Source organism: Streptomyces sp. NBC_00876, assembly GCF_045207435.1.
GTDB lineage: Bacteria > Actinomycetota > Actinomycetes > Streptomycetales > Streptomycetaceae > Streptomyces.
The window spans coordinates 5,919,933-5,945,753 of record NZ_CP108800.1 but is presented as its reverse complement, the minus strand read 5'-3'; the positions used below and the strand labels follow the sequence as shown (position 1 = coordinate 5,945,753).

Genomic DNA, 25,821 nt, shown 5'->3' with positions numbered 1-25,821 from the left:
CTCCGCACGGGGCACTCTTCCCCTCATATCGAGCGCTAACACAGCCTTCTTGGATCTTCCTGGCGTTTCGATCACACCGAGTCGAGTCCGTACGGATCATCCTGACCCGACACGTCCCGCACAGCCGGACAGCCAATGCCGCAATCCGGGACACTCTTCGCATCCTGTGGTGTGCCCGGGGAAAGGACGCGATGCCATGTCGGAGGCTGCATCCGCTCAGGTCACCCTGGCGAACAGCACAGCCCTGCTCCCGTCTCTCGGACCGCTGCTCCATGAATGGCTGCCCCGGCAGCGGTGGTTCGCCGGCAAGGGGCGGCCCATCACCGCCTTCTCGCTCGTGTCGGCGACCGAGATACTGCCGGTGGAACGCACCGGCGACGCCGGCCCGGGACTCCTTCATCTGCTCGTCCGGGTCCATCAGCCCACCATGCCCGCCCAGCCGCCCGTCGACTGCTACCAGTTGCTCCTCGGTGTACGGTCCACGCCGCCGTCCCGGCTGGCACCCGCCCTCATCGGACATGTGACGGACGGCCCGCTGGCCGGCCGCACGGTCTACGACGGACTGCACGACCCGCGCCTCGCGTCGCTGCTGCTGGAGCGGCTGCGCACCCCCGGCCGCCTCGGCGCGCTCCGCTTCGACCGGGGCCCGGCCCCGGTCCCCGACGGCCTCGCCCCCCGGGTGCTGGACACCGAGCAGTCCAACTCCTCGCTCGTCTACGGCAACGCCTACATCCTGAAGATCTTCCGCCGGGTGTTCCCGGGCACCAACCCCGATCTGGAGCTGCCGCTAGCGCTCGCCCGCGAGGGCTGCGGCAGGGTGCCCGCCCCCGTCGCCTGGTTCGAGGCCGCCGTACCGGAACGCCTCACACTCGGCGTGCTCCAGCCGTACCTGCACGACGCGCAGGACGGCTGGCAGCTCGCCCTGCGCGCACTCGCGACGGGCCACGACTTCTGCCGCGAGGCCCGTGCGCTGGGGCGGGCCACCGCCGAGGTGCACACCTCGCTCGCCACGGCCCTGCCCACGCCGGCGCTGCGCCGCGCCCAGACCGACCAGCTGGCCGCCGCCATGGTCCAGCGGCTGGAGGCGGCCGCCCACGCGGTGCCGGAGCTGGTGCCGTACGTCCCCGGACTGCGCACCGCCTTCGACGCCGTGACCGCGCTGGGCCACCGGGGACACAGCTGGGCCGCCCAGCGCGTGCACGGCGACCTCCATCTCGGCCAGACCCTGCGCGGGACCGACGGTTTCTGGTCACTGATCGACTTCGAGGGCGAGCCCGCCCGCCCGCTCCCGGAGCGCCGCAGCCCGCAGCCACCGGTGCGCGACATCGCCGGCATGCTCCGCTCCTTCGACTACGCGGCCCGCTCCCACCGGCCCTGGAACGCCGAATGGGCGGCGCGCTGCCGGGGCGCCTACTGCGACGGCTACGCCGAGACCGCGGGCACCGACCCCCGCAGCGAACCCGAGCTGCTGCGCGCCCACGAGACCGACAAGGCGGTGTACGAGGTGCTGTACGAGGCGCGGCACCGGCCCGACTGGCTCCCGGTCCCGATGGCCGCCATCCACCGCCTGGCCACCGTCGCCGACTGATGCCGGGGCTCCCTCCCGTACCGCGGCATCTCCCGTCCGCCCGCCCCGCCCCGCCAACACCTCCCGAGGAGGCTGTCCCTGTGACCGCCCGCAAGCCGTCCCGCAACGCGCCCGATCCCGCCCCGCCCGCCATCGAAGCCGCTCTCTCCGCGGCCCCCGCCGATCATGTGGACGCCGTCACCGCCGCCGGTCCGGCGACCGGGACCATCGCGCCGGCGGAGTCGGACACTCCGCCCGCCGCCCCGGTCACCGCACCGGCGACGGCCACCGCACCGGCCAAGCGGACGAAGCGGGCCGCCGCGCCACCGCGCCCCCGCCGCGCCGGGGCCGGCCAGGGGGTCCGGCCGGCCCGCGCGCTGGACGACGGGGACCGGGCCCGCCTCCTGGCGGGTGAGCACCACGCCCCGCACGACCTGCTCGGCGCCCACCAGATCCGCGGCGGGGTGGTCTTCCGGGTCCTGCGTCCGTACGCCCGGTCCGTCACCGTGCTCGCCAAGGGGCTGCGGGCCCAGCTGCACGACGACGGCGACGGGTTCTTCTCCGGGCTGCTGCCGATGCCGGCCGTCCCCGAGTACCGGCTCCTGGTCGCCTACGAGGACAACGAGATCGAGATCCACGATCCGTACCGCTTCCTGCCGGCGCTCGGCGATCTCGATCTGCACCTGATCGGCGAGGGGCGGCACGAGGAGCTGTGGACCGCGCTGGGTGCCCGGCCGATGGAGCACCAGGGCGTCACCGGCACCCGGTTCACGCTCTGGGCGCCCAACGCCCGCGGGGTCCGGGTCTCCGGGGACTTCAACTACTGGGACGGCGCGGGCTTCCCGATGCGTTCGCTCGGCTCCACCGGGGTGTGGGAGCTGTTCCTCCCCGCGATCGGGGAGGGGGCGCTGTACAAGTTCGACATCTGCCGCCCGGACGGCACGCACACGCTGCGCGCCGACCCGATGGCCCGCCATGCCGAGGTGCCGCCGTCCAACGCCTCGGTCGTGACGGCCGCGCACCACGTCTGGCAGGACCAGGAGTGGATGGCCCACCGCGGGGACGTCCCGGTGCACGAGGCGCCGCTCTCGGTCTACGAGGTGCACCTCCCCTCCTGGCGCCCGGGCCTCACCTACCGGCAGCTCGCCGAGCAACTCCCCGCGTACGTACGGGATCTGGGGTTCACGCATGTGGAGCTGATGCCGGTCTCCGAGCATCCCTTCGGCGGCTCCTGGGGCTATCAGGTCACCGGCTTCTACGCGCCGACGTCCCGGATGGGGTCGCCGGACGACTTCCGCTTCCTGGTGGACGCCCTGCACCGGGCCGGGATCGGGGTCATCGTCGACTGGGTGCCCGCGCACTTCCCGCGCGACGAGTGGGCGCTCGCCGAGTTCGACGGCCGGCCGCTGTACGAGCACGCGGATCCGCAGCGGGCCGCGCACCCGGACTGGGGCACGCTGGAGTTCGACTACGGCCGCACCGAGGTGCGCAACTTCCTGGTGGCCAACGCCACTTACTGGTGCGAGGAGTTCCACATCGACGGGCTGCGGGTGGACGCGGTCGCCTCGATGCTCTACCTCGACTACTCGCGCGAGGACGGGGAGTGGGCGCCGAACGAGCACGGCGGCCGGGAGAACCTGGACGCCGTCGCCTTCCTCCAGGAGATGAACGCCACGGTCTACCGGCGCAACCCCGGCGTCGTCACCATCGCCGAGGAGTCCACCGCCTGGGACGGCGTCACCCGGGCCACCCACCACGCCGGCCCCGGCGGCTTCGGCGGTCTCGGCTTCGGACTGAAGTGGAACATGGGCTGGATGCACGACTCGCTGGAGTACGTGTCGAAGGAGCCGGTGCACCGCAAGTACCACCACAACGAGATGACGTTCTCGATGGTGTACGCGTACAGCGAGAACTACGTGCTGCCGATCTCGCACGACGAGGTCGTGCACGGCAAGCGGTCGCTGGTCAGCAAGATGCCGGGCGACTGGTGGCAGCAGCGCGCCAACCACCGCGCCTACCTCGGCTTCATGTGGGCCCACCCCGGCAAGCAACTGCTGTTCATGGGGCAGGAGTTCGCGCAGGGCGCGGAGTGGTCGGAGGGTCACGGCCCGGACTGGTGGCTGCTCGATCCGTCGTACGCGGCGGAGAGCGACCACCGGGGCGTACGCACACTGGTGAGCGAACTGAACACGGTGTACGGGGCGACGCCCGCGCTCTGGCAGCGCGACACCGTTCCGGAGGGCTTCGGCTGGATCGACGGGGGCGCGGCGGAGGACAACGTCTTCGCCTTCGTGCGCTACGACGCGGACGGTTCGCCGCTGATCGCCGTCTCCCACTTCTCCCCGGTGGTGCGGCACGACTACCGCATCGGGGTGCCGGACGGGCCGGAGGCCTGGGTGGAGGTCCTGAACACGGACGAGCTGCGGTACGGCGGCGGCGACGTACGCAACGAGGAGCCACTGAAGCCGGAGGCGGTGGCGGCGCACGGCAGGGACACCAGCATCACGCTGACGCTCCCGCCGCTGGCGACGGTGTGGTTCAAGCCTGCGTGAGTGCCGTCCGGAGCCCCGCGGGTGCGCCCGCACCCGCGGGGCCGGGCTTCAGACCGCCGCCGGCAGCACGTCCTCCAGCTCCTGGAGCAGCCGCCGCTTGGGGCGGGCGCCGACCATCGACTTCACCGGTTCGCCGCCCCGGAAGACCATCAGGGTCGGCATCGACAGCACCCCGTAGCGCGCGGTGATGCCCGGGTTGTGGTCGACGTCGATCTGGACGATCTTGAGCCGTTCGCCCTCCTCGGCCGCGATCGCGCCCAGGACGGGGGCGAGCTGGCGGCACGGGCCGCACCAGTCGGCGGTGAATTCGACGAGGACGGGCAACGGTGCGCCCAGTACCTCACCGTCGAAGGTCTCGTCGGTGACCTCGGCGACGCCCTCTACGTGGATCATCTGTCATCCTCCCAGTTCACATCGTGGTTCGGGGCCGCCCGGCAGCTCGGCCGACGCCTCCAGTTCGGCGCGGGCCAGCTGGGCGCCCACCTCGGTACGTACCGTCTGCAGCTGCTCGATGAGCGAGTCGAGCTCGCCGAGCTTGCGCCGGTAGACGGCGAGCGAGGCGGGGCAGGCGTCACCGGCCGGATGTCCGGCCCGCAGACACTCGACGAAGGGCCGGGTCTCCTCCAGGTCGAACCCGAAGTCCTGGAGGGTCCTGATCTGCTGGATCAGCCGCAGATCGTCCTCGTCGTAGGTGCGGTACCCGTTCTCCGCCCGCCGCGTGGGCAGCAGCCCGCGCGACTCGTAGTAGCGCAGAGTCCGCGTCGTCGTTCCGGCCCGTTCGGCCAGCTCCCCGATTCGCATGCAACGACCGTAAACCTTGACGCGGACGTCAAGGCAAGGGCGGACACACGCCGGGCCGGTACGGAGACTCCGTACCGGCCCGGCGTGCATGGGGGCGCTACGCCTTCGCGACCGAGACCTTCCGCTCGCCGTCGCGCGGCTCGGGGACGTCCTGGCCTCCGCCGCCGTGCGGGTCGTCCGCGTTGAGCATCGACTCCTGCCAGGGGTGCTCGCCGGCGAGGACCCGGTCGACGCGTTCCTTGTCGATCTCCTTGGTCCAGGTGCCGACCAGGACCGTGGCGACGGCGTTGCCGGCGAAGTTCGTCAGGGCGCGGGCCTCGCTCATGAAGCGGTCGATGCCGACGATCAGGCCGACGCCGTCGACCAGCTCGGGGCGGTGCGACTGGAGGCCGCCCGCGAGGGTGGCGAGCCCGGCGCCGGTGACCCCGGCCGCTCCCTTGGAGGCGATGACCATGAAGGCGAGGAGGGAGATCTGCTGGCCGGCGCTGAGCGGGTCGCCCATCGCGTTGGCGATGAAGAGCGAGGACATCGTGAGGTAGATCGCGGTGCCGTCCAGGTTGAACGAGTAGCCGGTCGGCACGGTGATCCCGACGACGGGCTTGCTGACGCCCAGGTGCTCCATCTTCGCGATCAGCCGCGGCAGGGCCGATTCGGACGAGGAGGTGGACAGGATCAGCAGGAACTCCCGGCCCAGGTACTTCAGCAGGGCGAAGATGCTGACACCGGCCACCAGGCGCAGGATCGTGCCCAGGACCACGAACACGAAGAGCCCGCAGGTGACGTAGAAGCCGGCCATGATGACCGCGAGGGACTTGAGCGCGTCCACCCCGGTCTCGCCGACCACCGCGGCCATGGCGCCGAACGCGCCGACCGGGGCCGCCCACATGATCATGGCGAGGATCCGGAAGACCAGGCGCTGGATGTGGCCGATGCCGCGCAGGACCGGCTCGCCCGCCGGGCCCATGGCCTGGAGGGCGAAGCCCGCGAGCAGGGCGATCAGCAGGGTCTGGAGGACCTCGCCCCCGGTGAAGGCCGACACGATGGTGGTGGGGATGATGCCGAGGAGGAAGTCCGCGGTGGACTCGCCGGCCCCGGCCGCCTGCTTCTCACCGGCGGCGCGGGCGGCCTCGGTGAGGTGGAGGCTGGAGCCGGGCTCCAGGATGTTGCCGACGACCAGGCCGATGGCCAGGGCGACGGTCGACATCACCAGGAAGTAGCCGAGGGCGAGCCCGCCGACCGCGCCGACCTTGGCGGCCTTGCGCACCGAGCCGACGCCCAGCACGATCGTGCAGAAGATGATCGGCGAGATCATCATCTTGATGAGATTGACGAAGCCGGTTCCGACCGGCTTGAGCTCGACGGCGGCATCCGGAGCGACGAGGCCCACCAGGATGCCGAGCCCCACCGCCACGATCACGGCGAGATACAGGTATTTCGTACGGTCCCGCTTGGCGGCGGCCACTGCCACGAGGGTCTCCTCGGCTCGTCCTTGTCCCTCCCCCGTCCCTGGGGGCTCCGGCGACTATTCCGCCCCCTGTGACGCCGGTCACCCTTACGTGCATTTCGTTCATACGTTTCCGGCCAGGGCCTGTCCGTCGGACCGGGGCCGAGACCCCGCCCCCGGCCTGCCGGACGGGCCCCGGGCAGACTGTGGCCATGCGCTTCCCCCGTACCCGCCCGCGCAGCCTGGCCGGTCAGCTCTTCGCCATGCAGGTGGTGCTGGTGGCGGCCGTCGTGGCGGGGTGCGCCTTCTTCGCGTACGTATCCGGCCGCGGACAGGCCGAGGAGACGGCGGCCCGGCAGGTCCGGGCAGCGGCCCTGGCCGTGGCCGGCTCGCCGTCCGTACGGGAGGCGATCCGCACCCCGGACCCGTCGGCCGCCCTCCAGCCGTACGCGGAACAGGTCCGCAGGGACACCGGGATCACCTTCGTCACCATCATGGATCCGCACCGGGTGCGCTGGACGCACCCGGACAGGGACCGGATCGGTGAGACCTTCCTCGGGCACACCGCGCGGGCGCTGCGGGGCGAGACGTTCTCGGAGACGTACACCGGCACGCTCGGCCCCTCGATCCGGGTCGTCACGCCGATCCGGGACGGCGGCAGGATCGTCGGCCTCGTCAGTGCGGGCATCACGGTCGAGCGGGTCTCCTCGCAGGTACGGGCGCAGCTCGGCGCGCTGGGGCTCGCGGCGGGTGCGGCGCTCGCGCTCGGCGGCATCGGCACGTACGTGATCAACGCCCGGCTGCGGCGGCACACCCACGGGATGAACGCCGCGGAGCTGAGCCGGATGCACGACTACCACGAGGCCACCCTGCACGCGGTGCGCGAGGGGCTGCTGATGCTCGACGGCCGGCGCAGGATCGCCCTGATCAACGATGCGGGCCGGGAACTGCTCGGCCTGGCGCCCGGTACGGTCGGTCGCCGGGTCGCGGAACTCGAACTGCCCGCGCCGCTGACCGGGGCGCTGCTCGCCTCCGAGGAACGGATCGACGAGGTGCATCTGACGGCGGACCGGGTGATCGTGGTCAACACCCGTCCGGTGGTGGGCGGGGAGCGGCGCGGCACCGTCGTGACGCTGCGCGATCACACGGAACTCCAGGCGCTGTCCGGCGAGTTGGACTCGGAGCGCGGGTTCACCCAGGCGCTGCGCTCACAGGCGCACGAGGCGGCGAACCGGCTGCACGCGGTGGTCTCGCTGATCGAGCTGGGCCGGGAGCGGGAGGCGGTCGGTTTCGCCACGGCGGAGCTGGAGCTGGCCCAGGCCCTGACGGACCGCGTCGTCGGCGCGGTGGGCGAACCGGTGCTGGCCGCGCTGCTGCTGGGCAAGGCGGCGCAGGCGAACGAGCGGGGGGTGGAGCTGGTGCTGGCGGACGACAGTCTGATCGACGACGGGGCGCTGCCCGGGACGCTGCCGCAGCGCGATCTGGTGACCGTCCTCGGCAATCTGATCGACAACGCGGTGGACGCGGCTTCGGAGGCGGTGACCGGCGTCGGTGTCCCCGCACAGCGCACGGGCCGGCCGGCGCGCGCCCGGGTCACCGTCACCGCGCTCGCCGGGGACGGTGAACTCCTGCTGCGGGTCGCGGACAACGGGGCGGGGGTCGAACCGGCCGATGCCGCGCAGGTGTTCCGCAGCGGCTGGTCGACGCACGGCGCCGGCCGCGGCCTCGGTCTCGCACTCGTCCGCCAGGCCGTGCACCGCAACGGCGGGACGGTGTCCCTGGAGCAAGGACCGGACGGCGGCGCGGAGTTCACGGTGCGTCTGCCGCTGCCGCGGGGCAGCGGCGCCCAGAAGGAACAGCAGGAGGGGATCTTGTGATCCGGGTTCTGATCGTCGAGGACGACCCCGTCGCCGCCGACGCGCATCAGCTGTACGTGGAACGGGTCCCGGGATTCACGGTGGCCGCGGTCGCACATTCGCGCGCCGCAGCGGTGCGGGCGCTGGAGCGGACACCGGTCGATCTGCTGCTCCTGGATCTGTATCTGCCCGACGGGCACGGCCTCCAGCTGCTCCGCTCCCTGCGTGCGGCCGGCCACGCGGCCGACGTGATCGCCGTGACCTCGGCCCGCGATCTGGCCGTGGTCCGCGAGGGGGTCTCGCTGGGCGTCGTCCAGTACGTCCTGAAGCCGTTCACGTATCCCACGCTGCGCGACCGGCTCGTGCGCTACGCCGAGTTCCGCGCGACGGCGGGCGAGGCGAGCGGCCAGGACGAGGTGGACCGCGCGCTCGCCACCTTGCGCACCCCGCAGCCCGCCCGGCTGCCCAAGGGCCTGAGCGGACCGACGCTGGAGGCGGTGACCCATGCGCTGCGGGCGGCCCCGGACGGCGTGACGGCGGCGGCGGCCGGCCTGGAGCTCGGGATCTCCCGCATCACCGCGCGCCGCTACCTGGAGCACCTGGTGACCGTGGGGCGGGCGGTGCGCAGTCCGCAGTACGGGCAGATCGGGCGCCCGGAGCTGCACTACCGGTGGGTCCCCGAGGGACGCTGACCGGGCGCCGGGCCACGGCCGCCCGGCATGGCCCGAACGAAAGCCCCTAGGACGTTCCTACGAGCCGTGGTATCGGGTGAACGCACCGTAGTCAGGCCGCCCCGGGCCTCTTACCGTGGGGCCGTGCACCCCACCCCGCCTTTCAACGCCCCCGCTGCGCGCAGACTGCGCGAGGCCCTCGGGATGGCTCCCGGCCATGTCGCCTACGGTCTCGGCGCGCAGTACGGGCTCCGGATCAACGCCGAGACGGTGGCCGCTTGGGAGCGCGGGCTGGAACTGCCCTCCGAGTACGAACTCATCGCACTGGCGGGGGTGCTCTGGTGCGCGCCGGGTGAACTGCTGACCGCCGCGCGGACTCTGCGCGAGCACCGGGTCTCCCGGGAGCTGGCGGTGGACGAGCTGGCGGCACGGGTGGGGATGGCCACCACCGCGTATCTGCGGATGGAGGAGTCGGGCCGGTGGCGGGGCAATGAGCGCCAGTCCGCGGCGCTCAGCGAGGCACTGGGGCTGACGCCCGCCGAGTTCGTGACGGCGACCGGGCGCGAGGAGGAGCTGGCCGAGCTGCTGCGCAGCGCCGTCTCGACGCGCTGGCAGGCGTATGTGCGGCCGGTCGCGAAGCTGGTGCCCCTGGACCGGCAGCTGCTCCAGGGCGTACTGGAGCAGCTGTACTCCGACTACCAGACGCTGATGGTGTCCACGCTGAGCTGGAGCAGCACGGGCGCGGACCGGCCCGGCGGGACCGGGGCCGGGGGCCGCGCGTTCCTGGACCGGATCGTGGATCGGTTCTGGCTGACGACCGACGGGTAGGCGGGCCGGGGACGGCTGCGCGTGTGACCGTCGTCCGGCCGGACGACGGTCACACGCGCCCCGGGGTGCGGCACTGCCCGGTCAGAAGACCGATTCGGCCTCGTGCATCCGGTCCAGGGGAACCGTCTTGAGCTGCGTGACCGCGTCGGCGAGCGGCACCATCTGGATTTCGTTGCCGCGCAGCGCCGTCATCCGGCCGAAGTCGCCCCGGTGCGCAGCCTCCACCGCGTGCCAGCCGAAGCGGGTGGCGAGCACCCGGTCGTACGCGGTCGGCGTGCCTCCGCGCTGCACATGGCCCAGGATGACCGGCCGGGCCTCCTTGCCGAGCCGGGTCTCCAGCTCGACGGCGAGGCGGTTGCCGATGCCCTGGAAGCGCTCGTGGCCGAACTGGTCGATCGCGCCCTTGGCGTACGGCATGGAGCCCTCGGCCGGGTGCGCGCCCTCGGCGACGCAGATGACCGCGAACTTCTTGCCGCGCGCGAAGCGCTCCTCGACCATCTTGACCAGGTCCTCGACCTGGAACTTCCGCTCGGGCAGACAGATGCCGTGCGCGCCGCCGGCCATGCCGGACTCCAGCGCGATCCAGCCCGCGTGGCGTCCCATGACCTCGACGACCATGACGCGCTGGTGGGACTCGGCGGTGGTCTTCAGCCGGTCTATGGCCTCGGTGGCGACGCCCACCGCGGTGTCGAAGCCGAAGGTGCGGTCGGTGGCCGAGATGTCGTTGTCGATGGTCTTGGGGACGCCGACGACGGGCATTCCGGCGTCCGACAGCATCCGGGCGGCCGTGAGGGTGCCCTCGCCGCCGATCGGGATCAGCGCGTCCATGCCGTAACGGCGGCTCAGCTCGGCGCAGTTCTCGGCCGCTTCGCGCAGCCGGTCGCGTTCCAGTCGAGCGGAGCCGAGGATGGTGCCGCCGCGGGCCAGGATGCCGCTGACCGCGTTGAGGTCGAGGGGGCGGAAGTGGCCGTCGAGGAGGCCCTTGAAACCGTCCTCGAATCCGATGACCTCATCGCCGTGACCCACCACGGCACGGTGCACGACCGAGCGGATCACTGCGTTCAGGCCTGGGCAGTCGCCGCCTGCGGTGAGAACTCCGATGCGCATCGTGCTGTATCTCCTGCTCGCTGGGGGCCCGTCCTGTGCTGTGCGGGCCGGGGCAACGGCGTCATCCCCCGTACCGTGAGTCACGACGAGTGTCCCACGTCAGGTCCGTACCTCGCGCTTTCGGCTGCTCCAAGGGCTGCCGGCGGGCTATGGCCAGGGGCTTTCGTCCGGCGGGCGGCCTCTCGGCCCCCGCAGGTATCGTCAAACAGGCGATACCGCTCGAACCGGACAACGTGCCGGACAAGAGATGACGGGAGAGCACGCGTGACGCGCAGCGTGTACGTGACCGGGATCGACCGGGGGGACGGCCGCCAGGTCGTCGACCTGGGCGTCATGGAGCTCCTGACGCGTCAGGTGGACCGGGTCGGGGTGTTCCGGCCCCTGGTCCACGACGACCCCGACCGGCTCTTCGAGCTGCTGCGGGCCCGCTACCGGCTCTCCCAGGACCCGGGGACCGTCTACGGCCTCGACTACCACCAGGCCTCCGCGATCCAGGCGGAGCAGGGTACCGACGAACTGGTCTCCCGGCTCGTCGAGCGCTTCCACCGGGTGGCCGCGGAGTACGAGGTCGTCCTGGTCCTCGGCACCGACTTCGCCGCCACCCAGCTCCCCGACGAGCTGGCCCTCAACGCCCGCCTCGCCAACGAGTTCGGCGCGTCGGTGATCGCGGTGGTCGGCGGCCAGGACGAGAACGCGGAGTCGGTGAAGGCCGAGACGCGCAACGCCTACCGCGCGTACGCCGGTCTGGGCTGCGACGTGCTCGCGATGATCGTGAACCGGGTGGCCTCCGCGGACCGCGACGTGATCGCGGAGCGGCTCTCGGCCACGCTGCCGGTGCCTTGCTCGGTGCTGCCCGACGACCCGGCCCTCTCGGCGCCGACCGTCGCGCAGATCACCGCGGCGCTGGACGGCACGGTGCTGCTCGGCGACGACGCGGGCCTGGCCAGGGACGCGCTGGACTTCGTGTTCGGCGGCGCGATGCTGCCGAACCTGCTGAAGGCGCTGACGCCCGGGTGCATGGTGGTGACGCCCGGGGACCGATCGGACCTGGTGGTCGGCTCGCTGGCCGCGCACAGTGCGGGCACACCGCCCATCGCGGGCCTGCTGCTGACCCTGAACGAGCGGCCGGGCGAGGAGATACTCAAGCTGGCCGCACGGCTCGCACCGGGCACCCCGGTCGTGTCGGTGGCCGGCGGCTCCTTCCCCACCGCCGGGGAGCTCTTCGCCCTGGAGGGCAAGCTCAACGCGGCGACGCCGCGCAAGGCCGAGACGGCGCTGGGGCTCTTCGAGCGCCACGTCGACACCGGGGCCCTCCTGGACCGGATCTCGGTCGCCCGCAGCGGCCGGGTCACGCCGATGATGTTCGAGCACGAACTCCTGGAGCAGGCGCGCGCGGACCGGCGCCGGGTGGTGCTGCCGGAGGGCACGGAGGAACGCGTACTGCGCGCCGCCGACGTCCTGCTGCGCCGCGACGTCTGCGACCTGACCCTGCTGGGCGACCCCGACGTCATCCGCAAGAAGGCCGCCGACCTCGGCATCGACCTGGCCGGCACCCAGCTCATCGACCCGCAGACCTCCGAGCTGCGCCAGGCCTTCGCCGAGCGGTACGCGAAGCTGCGGGCCCACCGCGGGGTGACGGTCGAGCTCGCGTACGACGTCGTCTCGGACGTCAACTACTTCGGCACCCTGATGGTCCAGGAGGGGCTCGCGGACGGCATGGTCTCCGGGGCCGTGCACTCCACGGCGGCGACGATCCGCCCGGCCTTCGAGATCATCAAGACCAAGCCGGACGCGTCGATCGTCTCGTCGGTCTTCTTCATGTGCCTCGCCGACAAGGTCCTGGTGTACGGCGACTGCGCGGTCAACCCGGACCCGGACGCGGAGCAGCTCGCGGACATCGCGGTGCAGTCCGCGGTGACCGCCGCCCGCTTCGGTGTCGAGCCGCGGATCGCGATGCTCTCGTACTCGACCGGCACGTCGGGCACGGGCGCGGATGTCGACAAGGTCCGCGCGGCGACGGACCGGGTGCGCGCGAGCCGCCCGGACCTGATGATCGAGGGTCCCATCCAGTACGACGCCGCGGTGGAGCCGAGCGTCGCCGCGACGAAGCTGCCCGGGTCCGAGGTGGCGGGCCAGGCGACGGTCCTGATCTTCCCGGACCTGAACACCGGCAACAACACCTACAAGGCCGTGCAGCGCTCGGCGGGCGCCGTGGCCGTCGGCCCGGTGCTCCAGGGGCTGCGCAAGCCCGTCAACGACCTGTCCCGGGGCGCGCTCGTCCAGGACATCGTCAACACCGTGGCCATTACGGCGATCCAGGCACAGGGCGAGGAGTGACCCGCATGACCACCACCGAAGAGGACGCGGCAGCCGCCCCGGGAGCGAGCCGTGTGCTCGTCCTCAACTCCGGCTCCTCCTCCGTGAAGTACCAGCTCCTCGACATGCGCGACCACTCCCGGCTCGCGTCCGGCCTGGTCGAGCGGATCGGCGAGGAGACCTCCCGGCTCGTCCACACCCCGCCGGCCGGCGGCGGGGGCCAGGTCCGCGAGCGCCTCGGCCGGTTCCCCGACCACGAGGCGGCGCTCAGGGCGGCGGCCGAGGAACTGGCGGCCGACGGGCTCGGCCTGGACTCCCCCGAACTGGCGGCGATCGGCCACCGGGTGGTGCACGGCGGGCTGCGCTTCACCGAGCCGACCGTGATCACCGACGAGGTGCTCAAGGAGATCGAGCGCCTGGTCCCGGTGGCGCCGCTGCACAACCCGGCGAACATCACCGGCATCCGGACCGCCCAGGCGCTGCGCCCCGACCTGCCGCAGGTGGCGGTCTTCGACACCGCGTTCCACACGACGATGCCGGAGTACGCGGCCCGGTACGCGATCGACGTGGAGACGGCCGACGCCCACCGGATCCGGCGCTACGGATTCCACGGCACCTCGCACGCGTACGTCTCCCGCAAGACGGCCGAGCTGCTGGGCCGGGCCCCCAAGGACGTCAACGTCATCGTGCTGCACCTGGGCAACGGCGCCTCGGCGTCGGCGGTCGCGGGCGGGCGGTGCGTGGAGACGTCGATGGGACTGACCCCGCTGGAGGGGCTGGTCATGGGGACGCGTTCAGGGGACATCGATCCGGCCGTCACCTTCCACCTCAAGCGGGTGGCCGGAATGTCGGCGGACGAGATCGACGTACTGCTCAACAAGAAGAGCGGCCTGGTCGGCCTCTGCGGCGACAACGACATGCGGGAGATCCGGCGCCGGATCGACGAGGGCGACGCACGGGCGGCGCTCGCCTTTGACATCTACGTCCACCGGCTGAAGAAGTACATCGGCGCCTATTCGGCGGTGCTCGGGCGGGTGGACGCGGTGGTGTTCACGGCCGGGGTCGGGGAGAACTCGAGCCCGGTGCGGGAGGCTGCGATCGGCGGTCTGGAGGAGCTCGGCCTCGTGGTGGACGCGGATCTCAACGCCGTACGGTCCGGCGAACCGCGGCTGATCTCGCCGGATTACGCACGGGTCGCGGTCGCCGTGGTGCCGACGGACGAGGAGCTGGAGATCGCGAACCAGACCTTCGCACTGGTCGACAACTGAGCACCCCCGCGCCCCTTTGTATCTTCCACCAGACGGAATATTCCGCAGCGAAACAAACCGATAGGATCCGCCTCATGCGCCGTTCCAAAATCGTCTGCACCCTCGGTCCCGCCGTCGACTCCCATGAGCAGCTCGTCGCTCTGATCGAGGCCGGCATGAGCGTGGCCCGATTCAACTTCAGTCACGGTTCCCACGCGGAGCACCAGGGTCGTTACGACCGGGTCCGCAAGGCCGCCGCCGAGACCGGCCGGGCGGTCGGCGTGCTCGCCGACCTCCAGGGCCCGAAGATCCGCCTCGCGAAGTTCGCCGAGGGCCCGGTCGAACTGGTCCGCGGGGACGAGTTCGTCATCACCGCCGAGGACGTCCCCGGGGACAAGTCGATCTGCGGCACGACCTACAAGGGCCTGCCCGGTGACGTCTCCAAGGGCGACCCGATCCTGATCAACGACGGCAACGTCGAGCTGAAGGTCGTCTCCGTCGACGGCCCCCGGGTCCGCACCATCGTCATCGAGGGCGGGGTGATCTCCGACCACAAGGGGATCAACCTGCCGGGCGCCGCGGTCAACGTCCCGGCCCTGTCCGAGAAGGACGTCGACGACCTGCGCTTCGCCCTGCGGATGGGCTGCGACCTGGTCGCGCTCTCCTTCGTGCGCGACGCCGACGACGTCAAGGACGTCCACAAGGTCATGGACGAGGAGGGCCGCCGGGTCCCCGTCATCGCCAAGGTCGAGAAGCCGCAGGCCGTCGAGCACATGGAGGGCGTCGTCATGGCGTTCGACGGTGTGATGGTCGCCCGCGGCGACCTCGCCGTCGAGTACCCGCTGGAGAAGGTCCCGATGGTGCAGAAGCGCCTGGTGGAGCTCTGCCGCCGGAACGCCAAGCCGGTGATCGTGGCGACCCAGATGATGGAGTCGATGATCACCAACTCCCGTCCGACCCGCGCCGAGGCGTCCGACGTCGCCAACGCGATCCTGGACGGCGCGGACGCGGTCATGCTCTCGGCGGAGTCCTCGGTCGGCGCGTACCCGATCGAGACGGTCAAGACGATGTCGAAGATCGTCGTCGCCGCCGAGGAGGAACTCCTCTCCAAGGGCCTCCAGCCCCTGGTCCCGGGCAAGAAGCCCCGCACCCAGGGCGGTTCGGTGGCCCGCGCGGCCTGCGAGATCGCGGACTTCCTGAACGGTGAGGCCCTGGTCGCCTTCACCAAGTCCGGCGACACCGCCCGCCGCCTGTCCCGCTACCGCGCCTCGCAGCCCATCCTGGCCTTCACCACGGACGAGTCCACCCGCAACCAGCTGGCCCTCAGCTGGGGCGTCGAGGCCCACGTGGTCCCGCACGTGGACAACACGGACGCCATGGTGGACCTGGTCGACGCGGAGCTGCTGAAGCTGAACCGCTACAACGCCGGCGACACGATGGTCATCACGGCCGGCTCGCCCCCCGGTGTCCCCGGCACGACCAACATGGTGCGCGTGCACCACGTGGGCGGCCAGGGCCGCGACTGACCGCGCCCGCCCCGGACATGACTGTGGGCCGCACCCCCGAGGGGTGCGGCCCACAGCCGTTGTGCGGCTCCCGGACGGGATCGTGGTGACTAGCTGTTGCCGCCGGTGAAGTAGTTCTGCAGGCCCGGCACCGTCAGCGTCCCGCCGAACTGGCCTGCCTGCGTCACCTTCACGTGGGTGAAGAAGGCGAACGGCACGTTCAGCGGCGGCGGGGTCTCCGGGCTGAAGGTGATCGGGATGAGGCCGAAGAGGTTGCCCTTCAGCTCCTCCGTGTACATCGTCACCGTGCCGTTGCGGATGGTGGAGGTGGAACCCTTCCGCGCCTTGACGTGGCCGGTCACGCCCGACTGCGGGCCCACCGTCAGCTGGTGGAGGTCCTTGATGTCGACGGAGGACGCGGTGAACTTCAGCACCTTCTTCGTGGTGCCGTCGCCCTTCTCCACCTCGACGATGCCCTTGTAGTCGAGTCCGCTCAGGGTGAGCAGCGAACTCTCCAGGATCCACGGGTCGTTCGGGAGGCGGGGGATGCCCTGCTCCAGATCGGCCGCGGCCAGCGCCTTGGGGTCGGCGGTCGGACACGGGAAGGGCTGCTTGGCGCCGTCCGGGATGTCCTCGTCCTTCTTCGGGTCGAGTCCCTTGACGTCCTCGTCGAGCTCCTTGACCGGCTTGCCCGCCTTGTCCGCCGCTTCGCGGATGGCGTCGGTGGTCTTGTCGGCCGCGTCCTTCGCCGCGTCCGTGGCCTTTTCGACGGGCTTGTCGGCCGCCTCGCCGGTGGCGCTCGCAGAGGGCTCCGGGGACGCGGTCGTGGCGCTCGGGGACGGGCTCGCCGTCGGCTCGTCCGGTCCGTCGAAGAGGTCCTTGAGCTTGTCGCCCCAGCCCAGCGGGTCGAGCGGGTTCGTCGACTTCGTGGGCGTGGGAGACGGGCTCGCCGTCGCGGCCGGGGCGTCCGCACTCTGCTTGGCAGCGTCGGCCGCCGCGTCGTCCGTGGCGCTCGCCGACGGGGTGGCCGAGGGCTTCGGGGTCGCCTCGTCGCTCGTGTCCGGCGCGGGCTTGCCGCTCTCGGTGGCCGACGGGGACGGCGTCTTCGACGCCGAGGGCGACGGCTGCGCCGACTCGCTCGGCTCGTCGGAGCGGGTCACACAGGGGCCGGGCGCGAAGGGGATGTCCGTGTTGTCGTCGGCCATCGCGAGCTTGGGGGTGAGCCCCATCCCGACGAAGACGGCCGTCGGCATCGCGGCGAGCGCGAACGCCCTCTTGCCGGCGGGCATGTGCAGCTTGGTCAGCAGCGACTTCCTGGGGGCGGCGTGACGCGGCCCTCTTCGCTCCTGGAGCCCGTCCTCGCCCAAGGCGTTCACCTGACTGTCGTCACCCCGCACGATGCCTCCCGCCGTCGACCTCAACTGTCGTGTCGTACTTCGCCGGCTGCTGCTCGGGGACGCCCATCCCGTGGAGCGCGCCCTCGGGAATCCCGGCGGGCCGCTCGTCCTTCGTGAACGAGAGGTTGTCCCGTGTCCCCTCGGCGGGAACGCCCGCGGCCGGCCCGGCCTCGTCCGCCTTCGGCGAGCCCGGGGCCCAGGAGATGGAGAGTGCGCCACCGATCAGGGAGAGCAGGAAGCCGATCAGGAAACCGCCGATATTGGCGACGGGTATGGATATCAGCGCCAGCAGGATCGACGCGACACCGGCGAACACCCGGACAATGCTGTGGAACCACATCGTCAGGCCCAGCGTGATCAGCAGGACGCCGATGATGAGCGATCCCGCGCCCGCGGTGGTGGACATCGCCAGCGTCATGTTGCCGAGGTGCATGTTCGCGTACGGGAAGTACGCGATGGGTACACCGCCCAGGATGGTGAACAGACCCGCCCAGAACGGCCGGTTACCCCGCCAGGTGCGGAAGCCTCGCCGGAAGGCGCTGAGGTAGTGCTCGTTCTGCCCTGTGGACTCGGGGCTCATGGAAAACAGCTCCCTGGAACCGGTACTGCTGTGAGAAAGAGAAGGGTGGGTGGCCGGGGGCCCGCTGAGCGCCCCCGGCCACCCGGGCGAGTGCTTAGTAGCACTCCTCGACGCCCTTGTGGAGCGACAGCTTCAGGTCGGGAAGCTTGAACGTTCCGGCCGTCGTGGCCCATGCCTGCTGCTTGACGTCCGTCAGCTTGGCAACCTCGGCGCGCTGCGAGAACCCGTAGGGGTTGGCCTGGGTACCCGGCTGGATACCCGGGTTCTTCAGCGCACCGGCGGCGACGCCGATGTCGATGTTCGTGAACTCGGCATCCGCGCCGAGCGACGAGACGTCGAGGTAGAGGTCCTTGGCGTAGACCTTCTCCTTGCCGGTGCCGGCCTTGAGCTGCAGCGTGACGCTGCCGATGCCGAACGGCAGGTCGGGCGTGACGACCGACTGGCACATGTTGGTGATGGTGGCCTCACTGAACCCGGACACGGCGACCGGAGCGGCCATGTCCTTGCCCTTGAGGTCCTTGCCCGTGGCCACGCTGCCGTACTGGATGAAGTCCTGGCCGACCAATTCCTTGGCGCTGACCTTGAACTCCTGGCCGGACACGCTGAAGGACGCGGCGAGCGCACCCTGTGCCAGACCGACACCCACCGCGGCGGTGGCTATGACGCTCGGCACCATGACGACAGCGAAACGCTTCCATCTCGTGCCACCGCGAACCATGGAACTCATACTTTTCCTCCTTCTCGGACGTACATCTCCGGCCTGGCATCCTGCCCGACCTGGGATGGGAGAAGTGCTACGTCCTCGGAAAGGAGAGCGCCCGCAAACGGGGACGTGAACCGCGCCCGAATCACCGGCGATCACCCCCGAGCGACAACCACTGGCCACGCGTTCGCGCAGCCTGTTCGGACAGGCCCTGCCGGTCAGCAGGAACCCCCCTGTCCGGAATCGGCGCCACTGCCGCCGACCCACTCGGTGGGGACCCAACAGTGCCGCCGCACCGACTGGCAGCCGGACTGGCGTTATTGGACCGAGCGTGGCCGATCGTGGTCCATTCGCGGCTGTGACACAAGGGGGTTCGTTACTCGCTAGTAACGGCCCGATAACCAACCCACGACCGGGCGGCACCGACCGGCCACACAGGGTTGCCCCGACCCCGGAGACGAAAGCCACCATTGGGGACCGAAGTCGGACAGATCCCAATGATCGATTTACTGCGAGTAACAGCCCGCGCTTTTATCAAGATTTGGTAAAGCGAGGGCATCTCTTATCGCCTGAACGCGAAAACGGCCGCGACCCCCACCGGGGGCCACGGCCGTGTTATCAGATCAGAACAAGACGCGTGCGAGTGCGGTGCGCGCGGCGCCGACGCGCGGATCATCGGGGCCGATCACCTCGAAGAGCTCCAGCAGCCGGACCCGTACCCGGTCGCGGTCGTCACCGAAAGTACGGCGGACCGTCTCGACGAGACGCCCGAAGGCGTCCTCGACGTGACCGCCCACCAGATCGAGGTCGGCCGCGGCGAGCTGGGCGTCCACATCGGCCGGATTCCCGGCGGCGTCCTGGCGGACCTGCTGCGGGTCCGTCTTCTGGACGCGGGCCAGGAGTTCCGCCTGGGCCAGGCCGAGCTTGGCCTCGCTGTTGGCCGGGTCGTCGGAGAGGACGTTCTTGTACGCCTGGACGGCGCCGGCGAAGTCATTGGCGTCCAGCGCCTGCGCGGCCGCCTCCAGCAGGGCGTCGTACGGACCCGCGGGCACCTCATGGACGGCCTCGGCGTCGGCGTCCGGGCCGGCCGCGTCCTGGTCCACCACGATGCCGGTGAGCCCGAACCGCTCCTCGCCGACCTGGATCAGCTGGTCCAGGGTCTGGCGGATCTGGGATTCGGGGGCCGCGCCCTGGAAGAGGGGCAGCGCCTGTCCGGCGACCACGGCGAAGACCGCCGGGATGCCCTGGATGCCGAACTGCTGCATCAGCATCTGGTTGGCGTCGACGTCGACCTTGGCCAGCAGGAAGCGGCCGTTGTACTCGTGGGCCAGGCGCTCCAGGAGCGGGCCCAGCTGCTTGCACGGCTCGCACCACTCGGCCCAGAAGTCGATGACGACGGGGACTTCGGCGGAGCGCTGGAGAACGTCGTTCTCGAAGCCCGCCTCATCGACGTCGATCACGAGGGAGGAAGCGGGTACGGCTGCGGGTCCGCCCTGCCGGGCGGACTCGGCACGGGCCTGCTCCGCCTTCACCTTGGCCTCACCGGCCGCCTTCACCGCGGCGAGGTCGACGACGCCGCTCATGGACATGTTCCTAGGCTGCATGCGTACATCCTCCCCCCTCGGCAGGCCGTTCTGAAAAGCGATACGCGAACCGCGTCCGTCCGCAGCCCCCGCCGGCGTGCGAGGTGCACGGACAGACACGGTCCCAGGGCCCCTGAAAGACCCGGTTCGGCGCCCGGTCCCCACCCGGCGCCTGTGGCTGTCGTTCGTTCGTGGCGCCACAACGGCTGGGCCGTCGTTCTTACGCTACGACCCGTAGCGTAACTGGCCACAGCCCCTGAAGCACAAGAGTGTTCGGTGATCTGTCTCACGGCGAACGCGACCCCTCGGTTCTACCTACTGGCGGGTATGGTCGCGGAATGCTGAGCCACAGCCACCCCAAACCCTCACGAACGGGACGCCCGCGCAGTGCCGCGGCCGATGAGGCGATCCTCGAGGCCACCAGGGCCTCGCTGGTCGACCTCGGCTGGTCGAAGCTGACGATGGGTGATGTGGCGACCCGGGCCGGCGTGGCCAAGACGACGCTGTACCGGCGCTGGGCGGGCAAGAACGAACTGGTCGTGGACGCGGTCGCGGTGCTCTTCGACGAGCTGGAACTGCCGGACCTGGGCAGCCTGTCCGCCGATGTGCAGGCGGTGGTACTGCAGTTCGCCGCGCTGCTGGAGCGGCCGGAGACCCGGACCGCACTGATGGCCGTGGTCGCGGAGTCGACCCGTGACGAGGCGCTGCGCACCCGGATCCGTGACTCGATCGTGGACCGGCAGAAACGTCTCGTCCTCCAGGGGCGGCAACGCGCGCAGGAGCGCGGCGAGCTGCCCGTCGAGCCGGACGAGGCCACGGCGGCCCTGACCGCCGACCTGATCTTCGATGTGATCGCCGGCGCGGTGGTGCACCGGGCGCTGGTGAGCGCCGAGCCGGTCGACGAGGACTGGGCCCGGCGCTTCACCCTGCTGCTCCTCGCGGGCCTGGGCGCGGCCGCGGCGGGTTAGGGCCTCTCGTTCGGATCATGCCCGGCTCGCGGGGTCCGGCACGCACCCTGATCCGGCCTGATCCAGACGTAAGACCCCAGGCGTGCTGATCACGAGCGCAGACGATCACGGACTTCGCCTCTCCGGGGAGGGGCCGGCCCGCCGACCGGCCGGCCCCTCCCCGGAGATCAGCCTTCGACGCGGATCAGGAACGGACTCATGTCGTCATCGGCGTCTACAGCCTGAAAGCCCGCAGATCCGAGAATCGCGATCAACGTCGCGTACATGTGCTCGGTCACGAAGCCGAAGTGCCGGAATGCCGGCGACTGTATCTCTCCCTTCTGCGCACTCTCCGCTGCGGCGCGGCTGAGGGACGGACCGATGAGCCACTGGACGAAGACTCCTCCCCCGGAGTCATCTGCCGGGTCCGCCCAGACCAGTGCCCCCAGCCCGGCAGACACCTGGTTGATGTCCTGGTGCACGGCGAATCCGGCCATCGTCAACGCTTCGGCCACCCTGCCGGCCAGATCGTTCCGTTCGGCGATCTCCGCCGCACTCGCCTTTTCGATTCCGAACACATCACTACCTGCTGTCATTTCGCCACGAGGCCAGGAAAAGGGGTGGGTGACCCACCGGGTCACCCACCCCATTGCATCAAGGCCGGCGGGGCTCCCGCGAGGCCTCAGAAGCCCGGCGGCTCCGTGTAGGTGCCCCACTCCTCGCGCAGCACCCCGCAGATCTCGCCGAGGGTCGCCTCGGCGCGTACGGCGTCGAGCATCGGCGCGATCATGTTGGAGCCGTCGCGGGCGGCGGCCAGCATCGCGTCCAGCGCGGCGGTCACCCGGACGTCGTCGCGGCCCTCCTTGCGGCCGGCGAGCTCACGGACCTGCTCGCGCTCGACCTCGTGGCTGACCCGGAGGATCTCCAGGTCGCCGGTGACCGAGCCGAGCGCGACGTTGACGCCGACGACCCGCTTGTCGCCCTTCTCCAGCGACCGCTGGTACTGGAAGGCCGATTCGGCGATCTCGCCGGTGAACCAGCCGTCCTCGATGCCGCGCAGGATGCCGGAGGTCATCGGTCCGACGGGGTGCTGCCCGTCGGGATGGGCGCGGGTGCCGCGCTCCCTGATCTGGTCGAAGATCTTCTCGGCCTCCGCCTCGATCCGGTCGGTGAGCTGCTCCACGTACCAGGAACCGCCCAGCGGGTCGGCCACATTGGCGACGCCGGTCTCCTCCATCAGCACCTGCTGGGTGCGCAGCGCGATCTCGGCGGCCTGCGCGGAAGGGAGCGCGAGGGTCTCGTCGAGGGCGTTGGTGTGCAGGGAGTTGGTGCCGCCGAGCACGGCGGAGAGCGCCTCGACGGCGGTCCGTACGACGTTGTTGTACGGCTGCTGGGCGGTGAGGGAGACCCCGGCGGTCTGGGTGTGGAAGCGGAGCCACTGGGCCTTGTCCGTCTTCGCGCCGTACGTCTCCTTCATCCAGCGGGCCCAGATCCGGCGGGCGGCGCGGAACTTGGCGATCTCCTCGAAGAAGTCGAGGTGCGCGTCGAAGAAGAAGGAGAGGCCGGGGGCGAAGGTGTCGACGTCGAGCCCCCGGGAGAGGCCGAGCTCCACGTAACCGAAGCCGTCGGCGAGGGTGTACGCCAGCTCCTGCGCGGCCGTGGCCCCGGCCTCGCGGATGTGGTAGCCGGAGACCGAGAGCGGCTTGTAGGCGGGGATGTCGCGGGCGCAGTGCTCCATCAGGTCGCCGATGAGGCGCAGATGGGGCTCGGGCTGGAAGAGCCACTCCTTCTGCGCGATGTACTCCTTGAAGATGTCCGTCTGCAGCGTGCCGTTGAGCACGGCCGGGTCGACGCCCTGGCGCTCGGCGGCGACCAGGTACATGCAGAAGACGGGGACGGCGGGGCCGCTGATCGTCATCGACGTCGTGACGTCGCCGAGCGGGATGTCCTTGAAGAGGACCTCCATGTCGGCTGCGGAGTCGATGGCCACACCGCAGTGGCCGACCTCACCGAGCGCGCGGGGGTCGTCGGAGTCCCGGCCCATCAGCGTCGGCATGTCGAAGGCCACGCTCAGCCCGCCGCCGCCCGCGGCGAGGATCATCTTGTAGCGCTCATTGGTCTGCTCGGCGTTGCCGAAGCCGGCGAACTGGCGGATGGTCCAGGTGCGGCCCCGGTAGCCGGTCGCGTGGAGCCCCCGGGTGAAGGGGTACTCGCCGGGCCAGCCGATCCGGTCGAAGCCCTCGTACGCGTCCCCGGGGCGGGGGCCGTAAACGGGCTCGACCGGGTCCCCGGAGAGCGTGGTGAAGTCCGCGTCACGCTTGCGGGCCTTGTCGTAACGGGCCTGCCAGCGGAGGCGGCCTTCCTCGATCGCGTCAGCGTCCATACCCATCAATTTACTAGGACGTCCTAGTAAATGTCGATGGCAAACCGCCCGGTGCTCGGCACGGGGCGGTTCGGGGTGCAGGTGTGGGTCAGGCCTTCGCGGTGGCGGCCGGGGCCGCGTCCGTGATCAGCGGCTCGACGTCACGGACGACCTTGCGCTCGACGAAGAACGCGGCCGTCGGGATGGTGCCGGAGATCAGCACCCAGAGCAGCTTGCCCATCGGCCACTTCGCCTTGGAGCCCAGGTCGAAGGCGAAGATCAGGTAGATGATGTACAGCACGCCGTGGATCTGGGAGACGACGAGAGTGAGCCCCTCACCCTTGTCGAAGCCGTACTTGAAAACCATGCAGGTGCAGAGCACCAGCAACATGACGGCGGTGACGTAAGCCATCACCCGGTACCGGGTCAGCACGCTGCGTTTCATGCCATCGAGCGTAACCGGACGTCCGGGGCGATCTTGCAGCGGGCCGGGGCTCCGGAACCGCTCCTCTCAGATCTCCTCGAAGTCCTGCGCCGCGATGCGCAGCGGCCGCAGCAGCGCGAAGATCTCCGCGCACTCCTCGGCGTCGTACACCCCGAGTCCGAACTCCATCGCGACCAGGTCCTGGGTGGCGGACTCGACGACCTCGCGGCCCTTGTCCGTGATGGAGGCGAGGGTTCCGCGGCCGTCGTTCGGGTTGGGGCGCTTGTCGACCAGGCCGGAGCGCACCAGCCGGTCCACGGTGTTCGTCACGGAGGTGGGGTGGACCATGAGCCGCTCGCCGATCTTGGACATCGGCAGCTCGCCGGCCTTGGAGAAGGTGAGCAGCACCAGCGCCTCGTAGCGCGCGAAGGTCAGCCCGTACGGTTTGACGACCGCGTCGACCTCGGCGAGCAGGATCTGCTGCGCGCGCATGATCGAGGTGATCGCCCCCATGGAGGGCACCGGGCCCCAGCGCTGCTGCCAGTGTTCGTCGGCGCGGGCGATGGGATCGAAGGGGAGACTGAGCGGCTTCGGCACGGCCACGACCTTACCCATGGGGAACTTGCCGGTCCTCACCGTCTCGAACTTCGGTCCGAATGCGGTGTGCGGGTACGGATGCGGGCGCCGTTCTGCGGACCTCCGCGACGAGCGTCAGCAGGCACAGCGTGCCCAGGACGCCCGCCCCCGCGACCACCTGGTGCACGGGAAAGAACTCGGCGGCCAGTCCGGCCAGGGCCATGCCGACGCCCTGGAGCGTCATCAGTCCGGCCGTGAGCAAGGTCATGGCCCGGCCGCGCAGCTCCTCGGGGACGGCCTCGACGAACCACTGGTCGAGGCCGATGACGTACGCCGATCCCGCGCCGGCCAGCAGCAGCGCGACGGCGGCCAGGGCGACGCCGGGACGCAGCCCGTACAGCACGAGGGGCAGCAGCCCGGCGGCGGCGAACGGCAGCACGATCAGGGAGCGGGCCCGGGGGCTCAGCGCGGCGCCCGCGTACAGCTCGGCGGCGATGTGGCCGACCGGCATCGCGCACATCAGCAGCCCGAGTGCGGCGGTGCCCACGCCGATCTCGTCGGCGTACGGGGCGGCGAGCGCCTCCGGCGCGACGACGAACACCGGGGGCAGCCAGAAGAGCAGCATCAGGGCACGGATCCTGCGGTGGCCCAGCACCAGGCGGGCCCCGGAGAGCGACTCCTTCAGCAGCGTGCCGCCCGTCCCGGCTCCGGTGCGGGCGGGCCGGTCGCGGGTGCCGAGGCGCAGCAGGGCGGCCGAGCAGAGGAACGTGCCGACGGTGATCGTGATCGCGCCGCGCGGGGAGACCACGGCGAGCAGCAGCCCGCCCACACCGAAACCGGCGAGCAGAGCGCTCTGCGAGACGATCCGCAGCAGCGAGCGTCCCAGTACGTACAGGTCGTCCTCGCCGAGGATGTCGGTGAGCGCGGCCATCCTCGTACCGGTGAAGACGGGTGAGACGGCGGCGACGAGGCAGCGCAGCACGAGGAGTCCGGCGACGGGCGTGCCCGGCAGGACCATCACGGCGACGCAGCCGGCGCAGATCAGGTCGCAGGTGACCAGGACCCGGCGGGCGGGGTAGCGGTCGGCGATCCCGGCGAAGAGGGTGCCGCCGACGAGGTACGGGAGCATGCCGAGCGCGAAGGTCAACGCGCTGAGCAGGGGCGATTCGGTGAGGTCGTACACGAGGACGGTGAGCGCGAGCTCACTGACGACGACGCCGAGCAGCGAGAGCAGATGCGCGGCGAAGACGGCCCGGAACTCGCGTACGGCGAAGACGGCGCGGTAGCCGCGCGGGGCGGGCGCGCAGGGGTTCCGCGTCGCGCCCGGCATCGCGTCCTCGGCCGGCGCCCGGAGC

At 71.0% G+C, this 25,821-nt stretch carries 22 protein-coding genes; 9 read left to right on the top strand and 13 right to left on the bottom strand.

All coding sequences use genetic code 11. The annotated features are described in order from the left end of the window. The first annotated feature begins 196 nt into the window (after window positions 1-196). Together OG782_RS26340 and glgB are read left to right on the top strand one after the other, a co-directional pair. On the top strand, window positions 197-1,588 hold the full coding sequence (locus OG782_RS26340) for a maltokinase N-terminal cap-like domain-containing protein (protein ID WP_406454977.1): 1,392 nt from the start codon (window positions 197-199) through the stop codon (window positions 1,586-1,588). Between the two features lie 80 nt (window positions 1,589-1,668). After that, on the top strand, window positions 1,669-4,119 hold the full coding sequence (glgB, locus tag OG782_RS26335) for a 1,4-alpha-glucan branching enzyme (protein WP_406454976.1): 2,451 nt from the start codon (window positions 1,669-1,671) through the stop codon (window positions 4,117-4,119). Window positions 4,120-4,167: 48 nt separating this feature from the next. Here the strand turns inward: glgB and trxA are convergent, their stop codons facing one another. The 3 genes from trxA to OG782_RS26320 form a co-directional block, all read right to left on the bottom strand. After that, entirely contained in the window at window positions 4,168-4,512 is a 345-nt protein-coding gene (gene trxA, locus OG782_RS26330; RefSeq protein ID WP_406454974.1) for a thioredoxin, read from the bottom strand. Between the two features lie 3 nt (window positions 4,513-4,515). Next, window positions 4,516-4,920, bottom strand: a complete 405-nt coding sequence (locus tag OG782_RS26325; RefSeq protein WP_406454972.1) for a MerR family transcriptional regulator — start codon at window positions 4,918-4,920, stop codon at window positions 4,516-4,518. A 97-nt stretch (window positions 4,921-5,017) separates the two neighbouring features. Beyond that, window positions 5,018-6,388 (bottom strand): cation:dicarboxylate symporter family transporter, encoded by a 1,371-nt coding sequence (locus tag OG782_RS26320; protein WP_406454970.1) that lies wholly within the window; start codon window positions 6,386-6,388, stop codon window positions 5,018-5,020. Window positions 6,389-6,576: 188 nt separating this feature from the next. Between OG782_RS26320 and OG782_RS26315 the strand changes: the two genes are divergently transcribed. The 3 genes from OG782_RS26315 to OG782_RS26305 all read left to right on the top strand — a co-directional run bounded on the left by OG782_RS26315 (window position 6,577) and on the right by OG782_RS26305 (window position 9,719). Beyond that, window positions 6,577-8,241, top strand: a complete 1,665-nt coding sequence (locus OG782_RS26315) for an ATP-binding protein (RefSeq protein ID WP_406454968.1) — start codon at window positions 6,577-6,579, stop codon at window positions 8,239-8,241. Then, entirely contained in the window at window positions 8,238-8,912 is a 675-nt protein-coding gene (locus OG782_RS26310) for a response regulator (protein ID WP_406454966.1), read from the top strand. Before OG782_RS26315 ends, OG782_RS26310 begins: the two co-directional genes overlap by 4 nt. A gap of 183 nt (window positions 8,913-9,095) precedes the next feature. After that, window positions 9,096-9,719: a helix-turn-helix domain-containing protein gene (locus OG782_RS26305; RefSeq protein ID WP_406459288.1), complete on the top strand. Its 624-nt coding sequence runs from the start codon at window positions 9,096-9,098 to the stop codon at window positions 9,717-9,719. An 81-nt stretch (window positions 9,720-9,800) separates the two neighbouring features. Here OG782_RS26305 and OG782_RS26300 read toward each other — a convergent pair whose 3' ends face one another. Continuing rightward, the gene (locus OG782_RS26300) at window positions 9,801-10,826 is read right to left on the bottom strand and encodes an ATP-dependent 6-phosphofructokinase (protein WP_406454964.1); all 1,026 of its coding nucleotides are present in this window, start codon (window positions 10,824-10,826) and stop codon (window positions 9,801-9,803) included. 264 nt (window positions 10,827-11,090) lie between these two features. On the opposite strand from OG782_RS26300, the gene pta reads away from it, so the two are divergent. The 3 genes from pta (at window position 11,091) to pyk (ending at window position 15,915) form a co-directional block, all read left to right on the top strand. Further along, window positions 11,091-13,163, top strand: a complete 2,073-nt coding sequence (gene pta / locus OG782_RS26295; RefSeq protein ID WP_406454962.1) for a phosphate acetyltransferase — start codon at window positions 11,091-11,093, stop codon at window positions 13,161-13,163. 5 nt (window positions 13,164-13,168) lie between these two features. Continuing rightward, on the top strand, window positions 13,169-14,410 hold the full coding sequence (locus OG782_RS26290) for an acetate kinase (RefSeq protein WP_406454960.1): 1,242 nt from the start codon (window positions 13,169-13,171) through the stop codon (window positions 14,408-14,410). 74 nt (window positions 14,411-14,484) lie between these two features. After that, window positions 14,485-15,915 carry a pyruvate kinase gene (pyk, locus tag OG782_RS26285; RefSeq protein WP_406454958.1) on the top strand — a complete coding sequence of 477 codons (1,431 nt, stop codon included), beginning with the start codon at window positions 14,485-14,487 and terminating at the stop codon, window positions 15,913-15,915. Window positions 15,916-16,004: 89 nt separating this feature from the next. Here pyk and OG782_RS26280 read toward each other — a convergent pair whose 3' ends face one another. The 4 genes from OG782_RS26280 to OG782_RS26265 form a co-directional block, all read right to left on the bottom strand. Next, on the bottom strand, window positions 16,005-17,291 hold the full coding sequence (locus tag OG782_RS26280) for a hypothetical protein (protein WP_406454956.1): 1,287 nt from the start codon (window positions 17,289-17,291) through the stop codon (window positions 16,005-16,007). Then, complete coding sequence (locus tag OG782_RS26275; RefSeq protein WP_406454955.1) at window positions 17,281-17,871, bottom strand: DUF6114 domain-containing protein; 591 nt, start codon at window positions 17,869-17,871, stop codon at window positions 17,281-17,283. Before OG782_RS26275 ends, OG782_RS26280 begins: the two co-directional genes overlap by 11 nt. A 94-nt stretch (window positions 17,872-17,965) precedes the next feature. Further along, complete coding sequence (locus tag OG782_RS26270) at window positions 17,966-18,598, bottom strand: DUF6230 family protein (protein ID WP_406454953.1); 633 nt, start codon at window positions 18,596-18,598, stop codon at window positions 17,966-17,968. 599 nt (window positions 18,599-19,197) lie between these two features. After that, the gene (locus OG782_RS26265; RefSeq protein WP_406454951.1) at window positions 19,198-20,178 is read right to left on the bottom strand and encodes a tetratricopeptide repeat protein; all 981 of its coding nucleotides are present in this window, start codon (window positions 20,176-20,178) and stop codon (window positions 19,198-19,200) included. A gap of 317 nt (window positions 20,179-20,495) precedes the next feature. On the opposite strand from OG782_RS26265, the gene OG782_RS26260 reads away from it, so the two are divergent. Continuing rightward, entirely contained in the window at window positions 20,496-21,125 is a 630-nt protein-coding gene (locus tag OG782_RS26260; RefSeq protein ID WP_406454949.1) for a TetR/AcrR family transcriptional regulator, read from the top strand. Window positions 21,126-21,292: 167 nt separating this feature from the next. Here OG782_RS26260 and OG782_RS26255 read toward each other — a convergent pair whose 3' ends face one another. The 5 genes from OG782_RS26255 to OG782_RS26235 form a co-directional block, all read right to left on the bottom strand. Continuing rightward, the gene (locus OG782_RS26255) at window positions 21,293-21,682 is read right to left on the bottom strand and encodes a hypothetical protein (RefSeq protein WP_406454947.1); all 390 of its coding nucleotides are present in this window, start codon (window positions 21,680-21,682) and stop codon (window positions 21,293-21,295) included. A 104-nt stretch (window positions 21,683-21,786) separates the two neighbouring features. After that, window positions 21,787-23,487, bottom strand: a complete 1,701-nt coding sequence (locus tag OG782_RS26250; RefSeq protein ID WP_406454945.1) for a methylmalonyl-CoA mutase — start codon at window positions 23,485-23,487, stop codon at window positions 21,787-21,789. Between the two features lie 88 nt (window positions 23,488-23,575). Next, on the bottom strand, window positions 23,576-23,911 hold the full coding sequence (locus tag OG782_RS26245) for a DUF3817 domain-containing protein (protein WP_406454943.1): 336 nt from the start codon (window positions 23,909-23,911) through the stop codon (window positions 23,576-23,578). A 66-nt stretch (window positions 23,912-23,977) separates the two neighbouring features. Then, the gene (locus OG782_RS26240) at window positions 23,978-24,487 is read right to left on the bottom strand and encodes a MarR family winged helix-turn-helix transcriptional regulator (RefSeq protein ID WP_406454941.1); all 510 of its coding nucleotides are present in this window, start codon (window positions 24,485-24,487) and stop codon (window positions 23,978-23,980) included. Window positions 24,488-24,497: 10 nt separating this feature from the next. After that, window positions 24,498-25,796, bottom strand: a complete 1,299-nt coding sequence (locus OG782_RS26235) for an MFS transporter (protein ID WP_406454939.1) — start codon at window positions 25,794-25,796, stop codon at window positions 24,498-24,500. Between the last annotated feature and the right edge of the window lie 25 nt (window positions 25,797-25,821).